This window comes from Roseomonas sp. TAS13 (genome assembly GCF_001950415.1).
GTDB classification, from domain to species: Bacteria; Pseudomonadota; Alphaproteobacteria; order Acetobacterales; family Acetobacteraceae; genus Roseomonas; species Roseomonas mucosa.
The window spans coordinates 1-14,858 of the sequence record NZ_BDLP01000079.1 but is presented as its reverse complement, the minus strand read 5'-3'; the positions used below and the strand labels follow the sequence as shown (position 1 = coordinate 14,858).

Annotated in this window: 16 protein-coding genes and 1 pseudogene; 6 read left to right on the top strand and 11 right to left on the bottom strand. The window is 70.5% G+C overall.

The annotated features are described in order from the left end of the window. Both ROTAS13_RS27060 and lpxK read left to right on the top strand, forming a co-directional pair. Positions 1-499, top strand: a pseudogene (locus ROTAS13_RS27060) (3-deoxy-D-manno-octulosonic acid transferase); the annotation flags it as partial. Positions 500-507: 8 nt separating this feature from the next. Then, entirely contained in the window at positions 508-1,497 is a 990-nt protein-coding gene (lpxK, locus tag ROTAS13_RS08880; protein WP_019461717.1) for a tetraacyldisaccharide 4'-kinase, read from the top strand. 329 nt (positions 1,498-1,826) lie between these two features. Here the strand turns inward: lpxK and ROTAS13_RS08875 are convergent, their stop codons facing one another. Together ROTAS13_RS08875 and ROTAS13_RS08870 are read right to left on the bottom strand one after the other, a co-directional pair. Beyond that, positions 1,827-3,323 (bottom strand): carboxypeptidase M32, encoded by a 1,497-nt coding sequence (locus ROTAS13_RS08875; protein ID WP_058390214.1) that lies wholly within the window; start codon positions 3,321-3,323, stop codon positions 1,827-1,829. Then, entirely contained in the window at positions 3,320-4,135 is an 816-nt protein-coding gene (locus tag ROTAS13_RS08870) for an SURF1 family protein (protein ID WP_058390213.1), read from the bottom strand. The genes ROTAS13_RS08875 and ROTAS13_RS08870 overlap by 4 nt, the downstream gene beginning before the upstream one ends. A gap of 167 nt (positions 4,136-4,302) precedes the next feature. Between ROTAS13_RS08870 and ROTAS13_RS08865 the strand changes: the two genes are divergently transcribed. Next, the gene (locus ROTAS13_RS08865) at positions 4,303-5,382 is read left to right on the top strand and encodes a bifunctional 2-polyprenyl-6-hydroxyphenol methylase/3-demethylubiquinol 3-O-methyltransferase UbiG (protein WP_075822122.1); all 1,080 of its coding nucleotides are present in this window, start codon (positions 4,303-4,305) and stop codon (positions 5,380-5,382) included. A 191-nt stretch (positions 5,383-5,573) separates the two neighbouring features. Here ROTAS13_RS08865 and ROTAS13_RS08860 read toward each other — a convergent pair whose 3' ends face one another. The 3 genes from ROTAS13_RS08860 to ROTAS13_RS08850 form a co-directional block, all read right to left on the bottom strand. Further along, the gene (locus tag ROTAS13_RS08860; RefSeq protein ID WP_058390211.1) at positions 5,574-6,020 is read right to left on the bottom strand and encodes a pyridoxamine 5'-phosphate oxidase family protein; all 447 of its coding nucleotides are present in this window, start codon (positions 6,018-6,020) and stop codon (positions 5,574-5,576) included. Between the two features lie 106 nt (positions 6,021-6,126). Next, positions 6,127-6,999, bottom strand: a complete 873-nt coding sequence (locus tag ROTAS13_RS08855; protein ID WP_193009604.1) for a cytochrome c oxidase subunit 3 — start codon at positions 6,997-6,999, stop codon at positions 6,127-6,129. A 127-nt stretch (positions 7,000-7,126) separates the two neighbouring features. Continuing rightward, the gene (locus tag ROTAS13_RS08850; protein WP_058390210.1) at positions 7,127-7,774 is read right to left on the bottom strand and encodes a cytochrome c oxidase assembly protein; all 648 of its coding nucleotides are present in this window, start codon (positions 7,772-7,774) and stop codon (positions 7,127-7,129) included. Between the two features lie 205 nt (positions 7,775-7,979). Here ROTAS13_RS08850 and ROTAS13_RS08845 point away from each other — a divergent pair, with 205 nt between their 5' ends. After that, complete coding sequence (locus ROTAS13_RS08845) at positions 7,980-9,095, top strand: OmpA family protein (protein ID WP_075822121.1); 1,116 nt, start codon at positions 7,980-7,982, stop codon at positions 9,093-9,095. A 340-nt stretch (positions 9,096-9,435) separates the two neighbouring features. Here ROTAS13_RS08845 and ROTAS13_RS27055 read toward each other — a convergent pair whose 3' ends face one another. The 5 genes from ROTAS13_RS27055 to ROTAS13_RS08825 form a co-directional block, all read right to left on the bottom strand. Next, positions 9,436-9,591, bottom strand: a complete 156-nt coding sequence (locus tag ROTAS13_RS27055) for a hypothetical protein (protein ID WP_157223129.1) — start codon at positions 9,589-9,591, stop codon at positions 9,436-9,438. Further along, positions 9,584-10,534: a heme o synthase gene (locus ROTAS13_RS08840; protein ID WP_058389495.1), complete on the bottom strand. Its 951-nt coding sequence runs from the start codon at positions 10,532-10,534 to the stop codon at positions 9,584-9,586. The genes ROTAS13_RS27055 and ROTAS13_RS08840 overlap by 8 nt, the downstream gene beginning before the upstream one ends. Positions 10,535-10,544: 10 nt before the next feature. Continuing rightward, positions 10,545-12,143: a cytochrome c oxidase subunit I gene (gene ctaD / locus ROTAS13_RS08835; protein ID WP_075822120.1), complete on the bottom strand. Its 1,599-nt coding sequence runs from the start codon at positions 12,141-12,143 to the stop codon at positions 10,545-10,547. A 25-nt stretch (positions 12,144-12,168) separates the two neighbouring features. Continuing rightward, a complete protein-coding gene (gene coxB / locus ROTAS13_RS08830; RefSeq protein ID WP_079253553.1) occupies positions 12,169-13,077 on the bottom strand; it encodes a cytochrome c oxidase subunit II in 909 nt (302 codons plus the stop codon). A 169-nt stretch (positions 13,078-13,246) separates the two neighbouring features. Then, positions 13,247-13,600: a helix-turn-helix transcriptional regulator gene (locus ROTAS13_RS08825; RefSeq protein ID WP_037250496.1), complete on the bottom strand. Its 354-nt coding sequence runs from the start codon at positions 13,598-13,600 to the stop codon at positions 13,247-13,249. Positions 13,601-13,794: 194 nt separating this feature from the next. Here ROTAS13_RS08825 and trxA point away from each other — a divergent pair, with 194 nt between their 5' ends. Together trxA and ROTAS13_RS26125 are read left to right on the top strand one after the other, a co-directional pair. Then, positions 13,795-14,124: a thioredoxin TrxA gene (trxA, locus tag ROTAS13_RS08820; protein ID WP_026033517.1), complete on the top strand. Its 330-nt coding sequence runs from the start codon at positions 13,795-13,797 to the stop codon at positions 14,122-14,124. 25 nt (positions 14,125-14,149) lie between these two features. Continuing rightward, the gene (locus tag ROTAS13_RS26125; protein ID WP_126281897.1) at positions 14,150-14,383 is read left to right on the top strand and encodes a hypothetical protein; all 234 of its coding nucleotides are present in this window, start codon (positions 14,150-14,152) and stop codon (positions 14,381-14,383) included. Between the two features lie 22 nt (positions 14,384-14,405). Here the strand turns inward: ROTAS13_RS26125 and ROTAS13_RS08815 are convergent. Further along, on the bottom strand, positions 14,406-14,858 hold a 453-nt coding region (locus ROTAS13_RS08815; RefSeq protein WP_371329176.1), incomplete at its 5' end, for a glutamate ligase domain-containing protein.

The following is a 14,858-nucleotide window of genomic DNA, read 5'->3' as shown; positions in this document are numbered from 1 at the left end:
GCGCGGAGCTGGCCGCCAGCCTGCCGGCGCGGTCCGGCGCGGCGCGGGCGGCGAGCCGGGGCCGGAAACCGGCCTCTACCTCGTCGACACGCTGGGCGAGCTCGGCCTCTTCTACCGGCTGGCGGGGGCGGCGGTGATCGGCAAGTCCCTGCTGGCGCCCGGCGGCGGGCAGAATCCGCTGGAACCGGCGCGGCTCGGCTGCCCGATCCTGCTGGGGCCGCATATGGGCAACTTCGCCGACGTCACCGCCCGGTTGCTGGCCGCGGGCGGGGCAGTGCAGCTTCCCCCCGCCCCGGCCGCCGATCCGGCCATGCTGGCGGATGCCGCGCACGGCGTGCTAACCGATACGCGGCGGGCGGATCTGTTGCGGCAGGGTGCCGCCCGCGTCGCGGAAGGGGCATCGGGTCTGGCGGAGGACGTCGCCCGGACGATCGCGGAGCTGCTGCCCCAGCCGCCCACCCCGGGAACCCCCCGGGAGTGCCAGGAAGAGAGGACCTGACCGAGCCGATGCGTGCCCCCGAGTTCTGGAGCGGGGACGGCGGGGGAGTGCTGCCCCTGCTCCTGTCTCCCCTGGCCGCGCTCTACGCTCAGGCGACGGCCAAGCGCGTCGCCAAGCCGGGCTGGAAGGCCCCGGTGCCGGTCATCTGCTGCGGCAACGTCACCGCCGGCGGCGCCGGCAAGACGACGCTGGCGCTCGACCTCGGCCGGCGCTTGGCCAATCGCGGCATCAACGTGCATTTCCTTTCGCGCGGCTATGGCGGCAAGCTGAAGGGCCCGTTGCGGGTCGATCCGGCGAAGCACGACAGCCATGACGTGGGCGACGAGGCCCTGCTGCTGGCCGCCGAGCGCCCGGCCTGGATCTCCGGCGACCGCGCCGCCGGCGCCCGCGCGGCGATCGAGGGCGGCGCGCAGGCCATCGTCATGGATGACGGGCTGCAGAACCCGACGCTGGAGAAGGACCTGTCGCTGCTGACCATCGACGGCTCCTACGGCTTCGGCAACGGGCACGTGATCCCGGCCGGGCCGCTGCGCGAATCCGTCGGGACCGCCGCCGCGCGCTGCCGTGCCGCGATCCTGATCGGCGAGGACCGCACCGGGGCGCTGGCGAAGCTGCCACCGAGGATGCCGGTGCTGCGCGGCAAGCTGGTGCCGGGCCCGGAGGCCAGGATGCTGGTCGGGCAGCCGGTCTTCGCCTTCTGCGGCATCGGCAACCCGCTGAAGTTCTTCGCCAGCCTGCAGGAGGCCGGGGCGGTCATCGCCGGCCGCGCCGCCTATGCCGACCACTACCCCTTCGACGCCGGCGACCTGCGGGAGCTGCTGGCCGAGGCCGACCGGCTGCGCGCCATTCCCGTCACCACGCGCAAGGACTTCGTCCGCCTGCCCCAGGCTTTCCGCGCCCGGATCACGGTGCTGAACATCACCCTCGCCTGGGAGGAGCCGGCCACCATCGAGGCGCTGATCGACCCCCTGGCCCAGCAGGTGCCGATCCCGGCCTGAACGAAAAGGGCGCCCCCACACGCCATCGGCAAAGGCCGCCCAGCCCCTGCCACGTGGTGCGTCGCGACCGGGGTCCGGCAGGGAGCACCCCGGCCCAGGTTGCCAGGGTTTCATTTGCCGCGGCTGGGCCATTCACCTCGGATGCAGCCGCAACAACCCGCCGATTCCCCCATGCCGCATCGTCACGCCACCGGGCGCCGCACCCTTCTGCTGGCCTCCTCGCTGCTGCTCGGCCTCGCCCTGCCCGCCGGGGGTCCGGGGGAAAGGCAGGGCCTTATCCCCTGGGGGAGCGCAGCGCCAGCAGCGCCGCGCTCCCCGGGCGGGCGGCATCAGCCCTGCAGGTAGCGCGCCCGCAGATGCCGGGTGAAAGCCGCGGGATCGAGCGGCCCGCCGGTCGCTTCCCGCAGCAGGTCCTGGAAGCCGAGGCTCGCGGCCTTGGCATGGATGTTGGGCCGCAGCCAGCCGAGCAGCGGTGCGAAATCGCCCTGGGCCAGCGCCGCGTCGATCCCCGGCACGGCGGCGCGGGCGGCCGCCATGATCTGCGCCGCCGCCATGGCGCCGAGCGTGTAGGACGGGAAATAGCCGAAGGCGCCGTCATACCAGTGGATGTCCTGCAGGCAGCCGCGCCGGTCGTCGGGCGGCACGATGCCGAGCAGGTCGCGGAACCCCTCGTTCCAGGCGCCCGGCAGGTCGGCCACGGCGAGGGTGCCGCCGATCAGCGCGCGCTCCAGCCGGAAGCGCAGGATGACATGTGCCGGATAGGTCATCTCGTCGGCATCCACGCGGATGAAGCCGCGCGCCACCCGCCGCCAGAGCCGGCCCAGATTGGCACCGTCGTAAGCCTCCGCCGCGCCCCCGAAGGCGGCATGGAGCTGCGGCCCCAGCCAGGACAGGAAGGCGTCGGAACGGCAGGCCTGCACCTCGATCAGCAGGGATTGCGATTCATGCGCCGCCATGCCCGCCGCCTCGCCCACCGGCTGGCGCTCCCAGGCTTCCGGCAGCCCGCGCTCGTAGAGGGCATGCCCCGTCTCATGCGCCACGCCGAGCAGCGCCTGGGCGAAGTTCGCCTCGTCGTAGCGCGTGGTGATGCGCGCATCGGCGGGGGTGCCGCCGGAGAAGGGATGCGCGCTCTCGTCCAGGCGCGCATGGGTGAAGTCCAGGCCGATCCGCTCGGAAAGCTGGCGGCAGAGCCTCTTCTGGATCTCCACCGGGAAAGGCCCGGCAGGCTCCAGCGGCGCCGGGCGGCGGGCCTGGATCGCCTCCGCCTCGGGCAGCGCCTCCTTCAGGAAGGCCTCGTAGGCGGCGAAGACCGGCTCCACATCCGCCGCCCCGATGCCGCGCTGGAACCCGTCCATCAGCGCGTCATAGGGGGCGAGGCCCGTGGCCTCGGACAGCGCCGCGGCCTCCTCGCGCTGCAGGCGCACCACCTCCTCCAGATACGGCCGCACCATGGCGAAGTCGGAAGCGGCACGCGCCCGGCGCCAGACCTTCTCGCAGGCGCTGTTGGCGCGCGAGACCGCCTCCACCAGATCCCCCGGCAGGCAGGCGGCGCGGGTATGGGTCCGGCGCATCAGGTCCAGGTTGGCGGCATCCCAGGCCTCCGCCGGAGGACTCGCCTCGGCGGCGGCGAGGTCCTCCGCCACCACGGGCGCCGTCAGCAGCTCGTGCGACAGCCCCGCCAGCACGGCGAGCTGCTCGCCGCGCGAGGCGCCGCCTCCCTCAGGCATCATCGCGGAGGCGTCCCAGCCCAGCATGGCGTGCGCCTCGCCCAGCGCGCCGATGCGGTTGAAGCGGGACTTCAGGCGGAGATAGGGGTCGTTCGTCATGCGGGGTCCTTCAAGCGGCGCCAGGCGAAGGCGGCGAAGACGCCGGCCAGGGCCAGGGCGGTGCCGTACCAGGTGATGGCATAGCCGAGATGCGGGTTGCCGGGGCGCGGCATGGCGCGGGCCGGCTGCGGCAGGGAGCCCACCGGAGCGGCTCCGGATGGCGTGGCCGGGGCAAGACCCGCCGCCACCCCAGGCAAGCCCCCCGGCAGGCTGGGAGCATTCCCGTTGGCCTGGCCTCCGGGCGCCGGTCCGGTGCCGGACGATGATGGGGCGGCCGATGGCGCGGCCAGGGCCACCAGCGCATAGGGCGCCACCCGCGGCAACCCCAGGGCCGGGCCGATCACCGCCGGATCGAAGGTGTAGAAGCGCCGCCCGGCGGGATCGTCGCTGGCGGCGAAGAGGCTGTGCCCATCGGCGGGGCGGACCCAGCCGGTGACGCTCACCACCCCCTCCGGATGGCCGACCGGCGCCCTGCGCTCCAGCGGCACCCAGCCGCGGTTGACCAGCACGGGCGGGCCGTCCGCCCGTTCCAGCGGCGTGACCAGGAAGGCACCCAGCACGGCGTTCCGCACCTCCAGCCCGACCAGCGCCTCCCGGTCATGCAGGAAGCGCCCGGTGGCGACGACCCTGGAAAGTTCCTCCGGCGGGTCGCGCAGAACCCGGGGTGGGCCCGCCTCGGCGGCATCGACACGGGCCAGGATATCGGTCTTCCAGTGCAGGCGCCGGACCTGCCAGTTCCCGAGTTCCACCAGCACCACGAGGACAGGCAGGACGCAGAGGAGAGGAATCAGCAGGCGGCGAAAACGTGTCATGAGGCGCTTCAGGTTGAGCCGGGAAATTCCTGCCCTCTCCACCACGCGACGTCCAGCCATCCCGGGTCCCGCACCGGTCCCACCCGTCGCGCCAGGCCCAACGACCTTTTCCCTCGCTTCCGCAATGAGGCAGACTGCCCGGCGACAGCGGGAAGGGGGGGGTTCCGATGGTCCAGGTCCGGGTGTCGCCGGCGGAGTTCGACGCTGTGCTCGACAGGCTCGGCGAAGGCGTTCCGGATGCCGCCGAATACGTCCGGTTGACGAAGTTCGTGCTCGACATGCCCGATGCGACGCGGCTCAACGGGCTCGATCCCTTCTCGGACGACTACCACCGGGGAGTCCTCGACCTGTATCTGGCGCTGCGCTCGCGCCCGGACGAGGAAGGCGCGGGCGGCTACACCCCTGAGCGCGACGAGGCACCCTCCTACGACGTTCCGGAGGCGATCTGGACCGGCCTCGTGCCCTGGAGCTTCCGTGACGCAGCCATGACGGGCGAGCATCTCTATGCCTGGGGACACATTCTGCGGCATCTCGGCCTCGGACCGGGTGGCTCGGTCCTCGAATACGGCCCGGGCAGCGGCCAGTTGCTGCTCATGCTGGCCCGCATGGGCTACCGCGCCTGTGGCGTCGACATCGACCGGGTCGCCGTGGAGGTGATCCGGCAGCAGGCGGCCAGGATGAGCCTGCCCATCGAGGTGGAGCAGGCCCGCTTCGGCGAGGGATTCGGGACGGAGCGCTTCGACGCGGTGATGTTCTACGAAGCCTTCCACCACGCGATCGACTTCCAGGCGCTGCTGCGGAGCCTGCACGACCGGATCAAGCCAGGGGGGCGGCTGTTGCTATGCGGCGAACCCGTGGTCGAGGCTCCCCGCCCTGACGTTCCCTATGCCTGGGGCCCGCGTCTCGATGCGCTGTCGGTCTTCTGCATGCGCCGCTTCGGCTGGATGGAGCTGGGCTTCTCGCAGGATTTCCTTCTGGAGGCGGCACGGCGCGCCGGATGGCAGGTGGTGTTCCACTCCTTCCCCGGTTGCGGCCGGGCCAACCTCTATGTCCTGACCCCGGCGGCAGGCGGCGAGGCGCCTCAGGCGGCCGGGCGGCACATCCCATCCCCGCAGCCAGGCATCCCGGGAAGCGAAAACGAGGCCCTGCTCCAGTCCATCCTGGCTTCCACCACCTGGCGCGCCACGCGGCCGCTACGCCGGGCAGTGCACTGGCTTTCCCGCCGTCCCGGGCAGCCACCGGCCTGATCCGGGAGCACGAACAAGGCGTTCCTTCTTTGGAAGCCCCATTTTTCCACCTGCTGCTGGGATTCGGGCCGCAAAGCAGAGGCCACCACCCGGCGCCCCCTCAAGCCCGGGATCCGGGGCGAGAGGCGGAGCCTTTCCCCCGGCGGGCCACCACGAAGCGCGACACCGCCAGGGGAGGACAGCCGTTCGGATCAGACCGTGACCTCGCCCTCTTCCGTTCCGTCCCAGTAGGTGATGCGGCTGGCCCGGACCTTGATCAGCGTCAGGCCCGGCGTGTCCGCGCCCTGCTCGAACCACCGGTCCAGGTCCTTGGTCCAGTGTTCCTGGAAGGCGCCCTTGTCCCGGATCAGCTCCGCCTCTCCCTCGACAGCGATGAAGAGCGGCCTCTGCCCGAGCAGCCCCTGGCTGCTGGTGAAGGACAGCGCCACCTTCGGATCGCGTTCGATTTCCCCGACGGTATGGGTGCTGTCCAGGGCGAAGAACCAGGATTCGCCCTTGTACTCGACATCGCCATTGTTGCTCATCGGCCGGCTGGCGATGTGGCCGTTCCCGGCATGGGTCGAGAACATGCAGTGGTCGATCTTGCTCATCAGCCTGGACAGATCGCCCAGGCTCATCTGGCTGGTCGTGTGGTTCATCGGCCCTCTCCGGCAGCTCACCGGGGATGAACGCGCGCCGATGCCCATGTTTGCCGCGTGCCGGCGGCGCCGGCCGCCGACGGAGCTCCCGGAACGCCCCGGCCCGTCAGTGCGCGGCGACCGGCCCGGCGCCCCACCAGTAGATGAAGACGAACAGGAACAGCCACACCACGTCCACGAAGTGCCAGTACCAGGCGGCGGCCTCGAAGCCGAAATGGCGCCGCGGCGTGAACTGGCCGGCATAGGCGCGGAACCAGCAGACCGCCAGGAAGATGGTGCCGACGATGACGTGGAAGCCGTGGAAGCCGGTCGCCAGGAAGAAGACCGAGGGATAGATGCCGCCGTTCACGAAGGCGAAGGGCGCCTCGCCATACTCCCAGAACTGGAAGAAGGAGAAGCTGAGGCCCAGCAGCACGGTGATCCCCAGCCCCTGCAGCACGGACTTCCGGTCGCCCTCCAGCATCGCATGATGCGCCCAGGTCACCGTGGTGCCGGAAAGCAGCAGGATCATGGTGTTCAGGAAGGGCAGGCCGAAGGGGTCGAAGGTATGCACCCCGGCGGGGGGCCAGACAGCGGGCGCGGAGGCGCCGGACACATGCTCCGGGAACAGCGCGAAGTGGAAATAGGCCCAGAAGAAGGCCACGAAGAACATCACCTCGGAGGCGATGAACAGCGCCATGCCATAGCGCAGGCCGATCTGCACGATCGGGGTGTAGACGCCCGGGGTGCGCGATTCGCGGATCACGTCGCGCCACCAGCCAGCCATGCTGAACAGCACGCCCAGGATACCGAGGCCCAGCACCCAGTGGATGTTGCTGTGCGCGAAAAGAATGATCCCCAGCAACATCGTGCCCGCCGAGAACGAGGCGATCATCGGCCAGGGCGAGGGATCGACGAGGTGATAGGGATGCTTGTGGAGCGGCGGGGCGTCGGGAATGTCGGTGCCGAGGGTCCCCATGGTCGTTTCCGTGCTGGCCATTACGCATCCCGTTCGGATTCACCACGGCCGGGCGCCGCAGCTTTTGGTTACGCCATCAATCCCGCGAAATCCGGCCCCGATCAAGTCGGGAGAGGGTGAGGCGCGGTGCCGGACGGAAGGCGCCCCCTCACGGCGTGGCGGAAGCCGCCTTGCCCACATGCGGCCCGGCATGGGCCAGCGCTCCGGCGCGCTGCGCGTCCTCCAGCGTGCGGAAGAAGGTGTAGCTGAGCGTCACCGTGCGGATGTCGCGCGTGTTCGGGTCCTGGAGCATCGCCGGATCGACCCAGAAGGTCACCGGCATTTCCACCTTCTGCCCGGGCTGGAGGGTCTGCGCGTCGAAGCAGAAACAGGCCGTCTTGTGGAAATAGGGTCCCATCACCTCCGGCGTGACGTTGTAGAGGGCAATGCCCTCCACCGGAGTCGCGGCCCTGTTCTCGGCCTCGTAGAAGGCCAGACCCTGCTCCCCGGGCTTCAGCGCCATGCTCCGCTGCGCCGCCTCGAAGCGCCAGGGCAGGCCGGGATGGGTCTGGGCGTCGAATCGCACGGTGATGCCACGCTCCCCCTGCGGCGCCCCGGGGGCCGCCGGCCCGCCGATCCGCGGCGTGCCGTTGTAGCCGGTCACCTGGCAGAACAGCGTATAGAGCGGCACCGCGGCGAAGGAGACGCCGACCATGGCCGCCGCCGCGCCCAGCGCCGCGAGGCCCAGGCGGCGGTTGCGGCGCGCGAGCTCCGTGGCGGGGCGGGGGGAAGGGGCGCGATCGCTCGGCATGACCATGGGAGCAGTAGCGCCCCTGGCCCCTTCCGCTCAAGCGGAACCCGGCCCCCATGGCTGCTCCGCGTGCCCGCTCCCTCGCCGTATCCCGGAAAGGCGCGGGATGCCGCGGATCTGTCCCGCAAACTTGTTCCGCACGGGCATGGGCCGGAATTGTCCGGCCTGGCCGATCGCCCCAGGATGCCCCACCGATCAGGAAGGAAGCGACATGGTGGCCGACCATCCCAGAATCAGGACCGGCGAGGACAGCGCCGACCGCACCGGCTGGCCAGCCGGTGCGGCTGTCCTGGTCTTCGGCCTGCTGGGCGCCTGGCTCCTCGCCCGCGGCCCGGCGGAACACGAGGCGCCCATCCCGGTCGCCGCCCAGCCGGCGCATCCGCCCTCCGCCCCGCCTGTCCTCGCCCCGCCCGTCACTGCCCCGTCTGTCACCGCGCCGTCTGTCACCGCGCCGCTCCCGCCCGCTGTCCGCCCGGCGCCCGCGCCCGCGCCCGCGCCCGCGCCAACCGCCGCCATGCCAGCGCCCCCCGCCACAACCCCGGCCCTGGCATCGCTGGCCCGGCTGTTCCTGGACTATGACGGCACCGTCTGGCGGGCCACCGGCCGCCTGCCCGACGAGGCCACCCTCCACCGCGTGACCGAGACACTGAACGGCGCCTTCGGCACCTCGGCAGTCCGCACCGATCTGGTGATCGACCCCGCCGCCGGGCCCGCGCCCTGGATGGGCTGGTTCGGCCAGACCCTTCCCGCCCTGCGCCTGCCCGGCCTGCGGGCGCTGTTCCAGCCCGGCCAGCTGCGCATCGGCGGCAGCCTGCCCGATGCCGAGCGCGACCGGGCCATCGCCACCCTGCGCGCGCAGCTGCCGGACAGCCTCCGAATCGCCCCCCTGCCGGACGCCACCGGCCTGCGGGTCGAGGATGCCACGGCGGCCTCGATGCGTGCCCTGGCCGTCCTGCCGGGCAGCTTCAGCCCCGTCATGCTGGTCCAGGCGCTGAACATCTCCATCGTGAACTTCCCGACCGCCGGCGCCGAGATCCCGCCGGAAAGCCTGCCCCTGATCCGCGAGGCCGCCACCCGGCTGCGGCAGTTGCCGCCCGGCACGGTGATCGAGGTCAGCGGCCATACGGACAACACCGGCGATCCGGAGATCAACCGGACCCTCTCCCAGCGCCGGGCCGAGGCCGTGCGCGCCGCCCTGGTCGCCGGCGGCGCACCGGCGGACCAGCTGGTGGCCAAGGGCTATGGCAGCGGCCAGCCGGTGGCGGACAACGCGACCGAGGACGGCCGCTTCCGCAACCGCCGCATCGAGTACCGGGTGGGCGGGTAGCACCGGCCTCCACCCCCCGGGAGAGGCGCCGCCTCTCCCGGCCCCTCTCCGCCGGGGACCGAAGCCGGTCCCCGGACCCCGGGCTTGCGTTGGCTCTCCGTGGTGACCATCAGCCTGCGGGTTGATCCCTGGGAGCAGGTGGAGAGGTGGGGCTCCCGAGAGAAAGCAAAGACACCTTGTCCGCGCTGGTGGCACCGGCCGTCGCCGGAGAGCATGGCTCTCTGGCATGATCCGGCGTCAGCGGGAGCCAACGCATCGGGTCCAGGGCCCGCAGGGTCCTGGCGGATGGGGGGCCCGGGGGAAAGGCAGCGCCTTTCCCCCGGGGGTCAGGACCGGAGGCTCAGGAGGTCTGTGACATCCGGGCGATGGCGATCAGGTAGAAGAGCAGCACGAGCCCCAGCAGGGCGGCCAGGATGGCCCAGTTCCGTGCCCGGCGGCGGCGGTGGAAATCCACCTTCTCCTCCGGGGTCATGCGGACGGGTTCGGGCTCAGCCAAGGATCAGCCGGTCGGCCGCCAGGGCGGCGAAGAGCAAAGCGAGGTGCAGCAGGGAGAAGCGGAAGCAGCGCTTGGCCGGGGCGTCCTTGGTCAGGCTGCGGCCCTGCGGGTCCTGGTCGTCGCGCAGCACCTTCCAGGCGCAGAACACGAAGCCCAGCCCGAGCAGCACCGCCGCCACGCCATAGATCGGCCCGGCGAGGCCGAGCGGCCAGGGCGACACCGCCAGCGGGAAGAGCACCAGCGTGTAGAGCATGATCTGGCGCCGCGTTTCCTTCGCCCCCGCCACCACCGGCAGCATCGGCACCCCGGCGCGCTGGTAGTCGCCATGCGCCCAGAGGGAGAGCGACCAGAAATGCGGCGGCGTCCAGGCGAAGACGATGGCGAAGAGCAGCAGAGGCAGCAGGTCCACCGAGCCGGTCACGGCGGCCCAGCCGATCACCGGCGGGAAGGCCCCGGCGGCGCCGCCGATGACGATGTTCTGCGGCGTCCGGCGCTTCAGCCACATCGTATAGACGAAGACGTAGAAGAGGATCGAGCCGGCGAGCCAGCCGGCGGCCATCCAGTTGGTGGCCAGCCCCATCACCACGACCGAGGCGATGGCCAGCACCACGCCGAAAGCCAGCGCCTCCTCCGCCCGGATGCGCCCGGCGGGGATGGGGCGGTTGGCGGTGCGGCGCATCACCGCGTCGATGTCGCGGTCGTACCACATGTTGATGGCCCCCGCCGCCCCGGCTCCGACGGCGATGCACAGCACCGCGACCGAGCCCAGAAGCGGGTTGATGGAGCCCGGCGCCACCAGCATCCCGATGAAGCCGGTGAAGACGACCAAGGTCATCACCCGCGGCTTCAGCAGGGCGAACCAGTCGCGGATCTCGGAAAAATCGGGGGTGGATGCGTCGAAGGGGGCCGCAGCCCCCTCCTCGCCGACAGCGCTCTGGCTCATGCCGGGCTCTTTAGCGGATCCTCGGCAGTTCGTCGAAGGTATGGAAGGGGGGCGGGCTGCTGACCTGCCATTCCAAAGTCGTGGCCCCCTCGCCCCAGGGATTGGCCGCCGCCCGCTCCTTCCGCGCGAAGGTCAGGTAGATCACGTAGAGGAACAGCAGCAGCGAGATGCCGGAGATGAAGGCGCCGACCGAGGCGACCGCGTTCCAGCCCCAGAAGGCGTCCGGATAATCCGGGTAGCGGCGGGGCATGCCCTGGGCGCCCAGGAAGTGCATCGGGAAGAAGGTCAGGTTCACCCCGATGAAGGTCATCCAGAAATGCACCTTCCCCCAGAATTCCGGGTACTGGTAGCCGCTCATCTTGCCGATCCAGTAGTAGAACCCGGCATAGATGCCGAAGACGGCGCCCAGCGATAGAACATAATGGAAGTGCGCCACAACATAATAGGTGTTGTGCAGGATCACGTCCACCGAGGCATTGGACAGCTTCACGCCGGACACGCCGCCGACAGTGAAGAGGAAGATGAAGCCCACGGCAAAGAGCATCGGCGTCTTGAACTCGATGGAGCCGCCCCACATCGTGGCGATCCAGGAGAAGATCTTGATGCCTGTCGGCACCGCGATGATCATCGTGGCCGCCATGAAATAGGCCCGCGTGTCCACCGAGATGCCGGAGGTGAACATGTGGTGCGCCCAGACCACGAAGCCCACCACCCCGATCGCCACCATGGCATAGGCCATGCCGAGATAGCCGAAGATCGGCTTGCGGCTGAAGGTGGACAGCACGTGCGACACGATCCCGAAGGCCGGCAGGATCATGATGTAGACCTCGGGGTGGCCGAAGAACCAGAACAGGTGCTGGAACAGCACCGGGTCGCCGCCCCCTTCCGGCTTGAAGAAGGAGGTGCCGAAGTTCCGGTCGGTGATCAGCATGGTGATCGCGCCGCCCAGCACAGGCACCGAAAGCAGCAACAGGAAGGCCGTCACCAGCATCGACCACACGAAGAGGGGCATCTTGTGCAGCGTCATGCCCGGGGCGCGCATGTTGAAGATGGTGGTGATGAAGTTGGCCGCCCCCAGGATCGAGGAGGCGCCGGCTAGGTGCAGGCCGAACAGCGCCATGTCCACGCCCATGCTGGGCTGGTACTGGCTGTCGGACAGCGGCGGGTACAGCGTCCAGCCCGTGCCGGCCCCGCCGACGAAGAGGCTGGCGACCGTCAGCGCCAGGGCCGGCACCAGCAGCCAGAAGGAGATGTTGTTCAGCCGTGGGAAGGCCATGTCCGGCGCGCCGATCATGATCGGCACGAACCAGTTGCCGAAGCCGCCGATCAGCGCGGGCATGACCACGTAGAACACCATCAGCACGCCATGGGCGGTGACGGCGATGTTCCAGCTCTGCCCGTCGGCGAAGAACTGCAGCCCGGGCTCCAGCAGCTCCAGCCGCATGATCATCGACAGCCCGATGCCGACGATCGCCGAGACCAGGGCGAAGCCGATATAGAGGGTGCCGATATCCTTGTGGTTGGTGCTGAAGAACCACCGCGACACGAAGCGGGGCTTGTGGTCGTGGTGGTCGTCGTGATGGGTATGGGCGTCCGTGACGGTGGCCATGGCTTCTCTTCCGTCCTCTCCGCCCTTACGGGCGAGCCTCCGCGACTTCGGTTTTCATCTCGTCGGGCCAGCCGGGGCCCCTGCCCTCGGCGAACTTCGTCTTCGCCTGTTCCACCCAGGCATCGAACTCCGCCCGGGGCACCACGCGCACGGCGATCGGCATGAACCAGTGGTTGGTGCCGCAGATCTGGTTGCACTGGCCATAGAAGGTGCCCTCCCGGTCGGCCTCGAACCAGGTCTCCATGGCGCGGCCGGGGATGGTGTACTTCTGCACGCCCAGCGAAGGCACGAAGAAGGAATGGATCACGTCGTGCCCGGTAGTCAGCACCCGCACCTTCGCGCCCACCGGCACCACCAGCGGATTGTCCACCGCGAGGTTGCGCAGCTGCCCGGGCTTCAGGTCGGCCTCGGCGATGGGATAGCTGTCGAAGGCGAAGTTGCCGTTGTCGGGATAGCTGTAGTGCCAGTACCACTGCCGCCCCTGCACGCCGATGGTGATGTCGGGGTCCACCGCCCGGTCCTCGTAATAGATCAGGCGGAAGGAGGGGATGGCGATCACCAGCAGGATCACCACCGGAATCACCGTCCAGGCGATCTCCAGCACCGTGTGGTGGCTGGTGCGCGACGGCGTCGGATTGGCCGAGGCGCGGTAACGGAAGACCACCCAGCCCAGCAGCCCCGCCACAAAGGCGGTGATGATGACGATGATCCACAGCACCAGGTTGTTGAAGTCGTGGATCGCTTCCTTCACCGGCCCCGCGGCGGCCTGGAGGCCAAGGCCCCAGGGGGTCGGCGCCCCGGTGGCCCCGGGCACGGCGTCCTCCGGCGCGGCGGCGCCCGTTCCCTGTGCCCATGCCGTGGCCCCGGGGGTCAAGGAGGCCAGCACGGCCCCCATGAGCCCTCCGGCCAGTGCCGTCGCGATTGTCCGCCGCATGCCCCGCCCCGATGATCCCATTGCCGGATACTTATGCCGGCCGCCGTTCCGGTCCCTCGCGCCGCTGCCGCCACGGGGGGCGGTGCCGCGCCTTTGTTTCCGGACCGGTGCCCGGTCCTTGAACCATGGGTAAATCACGCGCCAGCGGGAGTGACAAGGTGCGGCGGCGTCAGCCGGGCAGATCGGGGGCCGCCGGCTCCCCCTCCACCTCGGTCTCCACCTCCTCGCTCACATGGTCCGTCATGTCGGTGAGCATCGAGCGCACATGCTCGTCTCCCACGGCATAGAAGACCTGCCGCCCCCGCCGCTCGGCCTGCAGCAGCCGCGCGGCGCGCAGCAGGCGCAGGTGGTGGGAAACGAGGCTGCCGGAGATCCCCAGGCGATCCGCGATATCCCCTACCGCGACCGCCGAATCGAGGCAGGAAAGAATGATCCTCAGGCGCGTGGGATCGCTCATCAGCCGGAAGGTCTCGGCGAGCTCCACCACCTGGTCCTCACCGATACGCCCACGAAATTGTCGCATGGCGCGCAGCTTCGTCCGCGCCGGGCTTTCGCGCAAGCACCGGCCGGACCTCGGCCCGTTCCCCCCGGCCTGCCCCCCGGCCCGCCCGCGGCACCCATGCGGCCGCGTCGCCCATGCCACCGCGCCGGCGGCCTTGACCGGAAGGGGCGGCGCCACGACCTTTTCCGGCAGTATCTCTGGAGATGATGGCGGCCATGAGCGAGCTGACCAAGGCTGTGAGCGACGAGACCTTCCAGGCCGATGTGCTGAAGGCGCCGGGCCCCGTGCTGGTGGATTTCTGGGCCGAATGGTGCGGCCCGTGCCGCCAGGTGGCCCCGATCCTCGACGAGGTGGCGCGGGACTATGCCGGCAAGCTCACCGTGGCCAAGGTGAACATCGACGAGAATCCGGGCTCGCCGAACGACTACGCGGTGCGCGGCATCCCCACCATGATCCTGTTCCGCGACGGCAAGCCGGTGGGCACGCTGGTCGGGGCGCAGCCGCGCAGCAAGCTGCGCGAATGGCTGGACAGCAACCTGGGCTGATCCAGGAACCGGGGGAAGGCGCGGCATGAACGAGACCCCTGGCACTCCGGCGGTCCCCTCGTCCGCTCCTTCCCCGCCCGCGGCCCCGCCCGCCCGGCCCCATGGCCCGGCGCGGCGGCACGGGCCGGACTATCTGGGCATGGGCGTGCTGCTGGGGGTGGTTGCCGCCATCCTCGCCATCTGGTGGATCTTCCCGGCCCTGATGCGGATCGTGAACTACAGCGACTGCATCGGCTCCGGCCGGATCACCGGGTGTTGAAGCAGGCGGTGGGTCGCGGCCGTCAGGCCGGCGGCGTGCCGTTCGCCTTCAGGATCTCGCCTGCCAGATAGAGGCTGCCGCAGATCAGCACCCGAGCCGGGCGGCCGGGATCGGCCTCGCGCAGCAGGGCCTCCAGCGCATCCGCCACATGGGGGCCGATGCGGGCCATGCCGCCGCTGGCGGCCACGATCTCCTCCGGCGTCATCGCCAGGTGCTGGCCCGGTTCGGCCACGGCCCAGACCGAACTGGCCCGCGGCAGCAGCGGGCGCAGGAAGTCGTCGGCGGCCTTGGACTTCTTGATCCCCACCAGCAGATGCGCCGGCCGGTCGCCCCAGGCGCGCAGATGCTCGGCCAGAACCTCCCCGGCCCCGGCGTTGTGGCCGCCATCCAGCCACAGTTCCCAGCCCGGCGGCAGCATCGCCGCCAAGGGCCCTGTCTCTTGATCACATCTACGCACAGCTCCACCGTAAGGCGA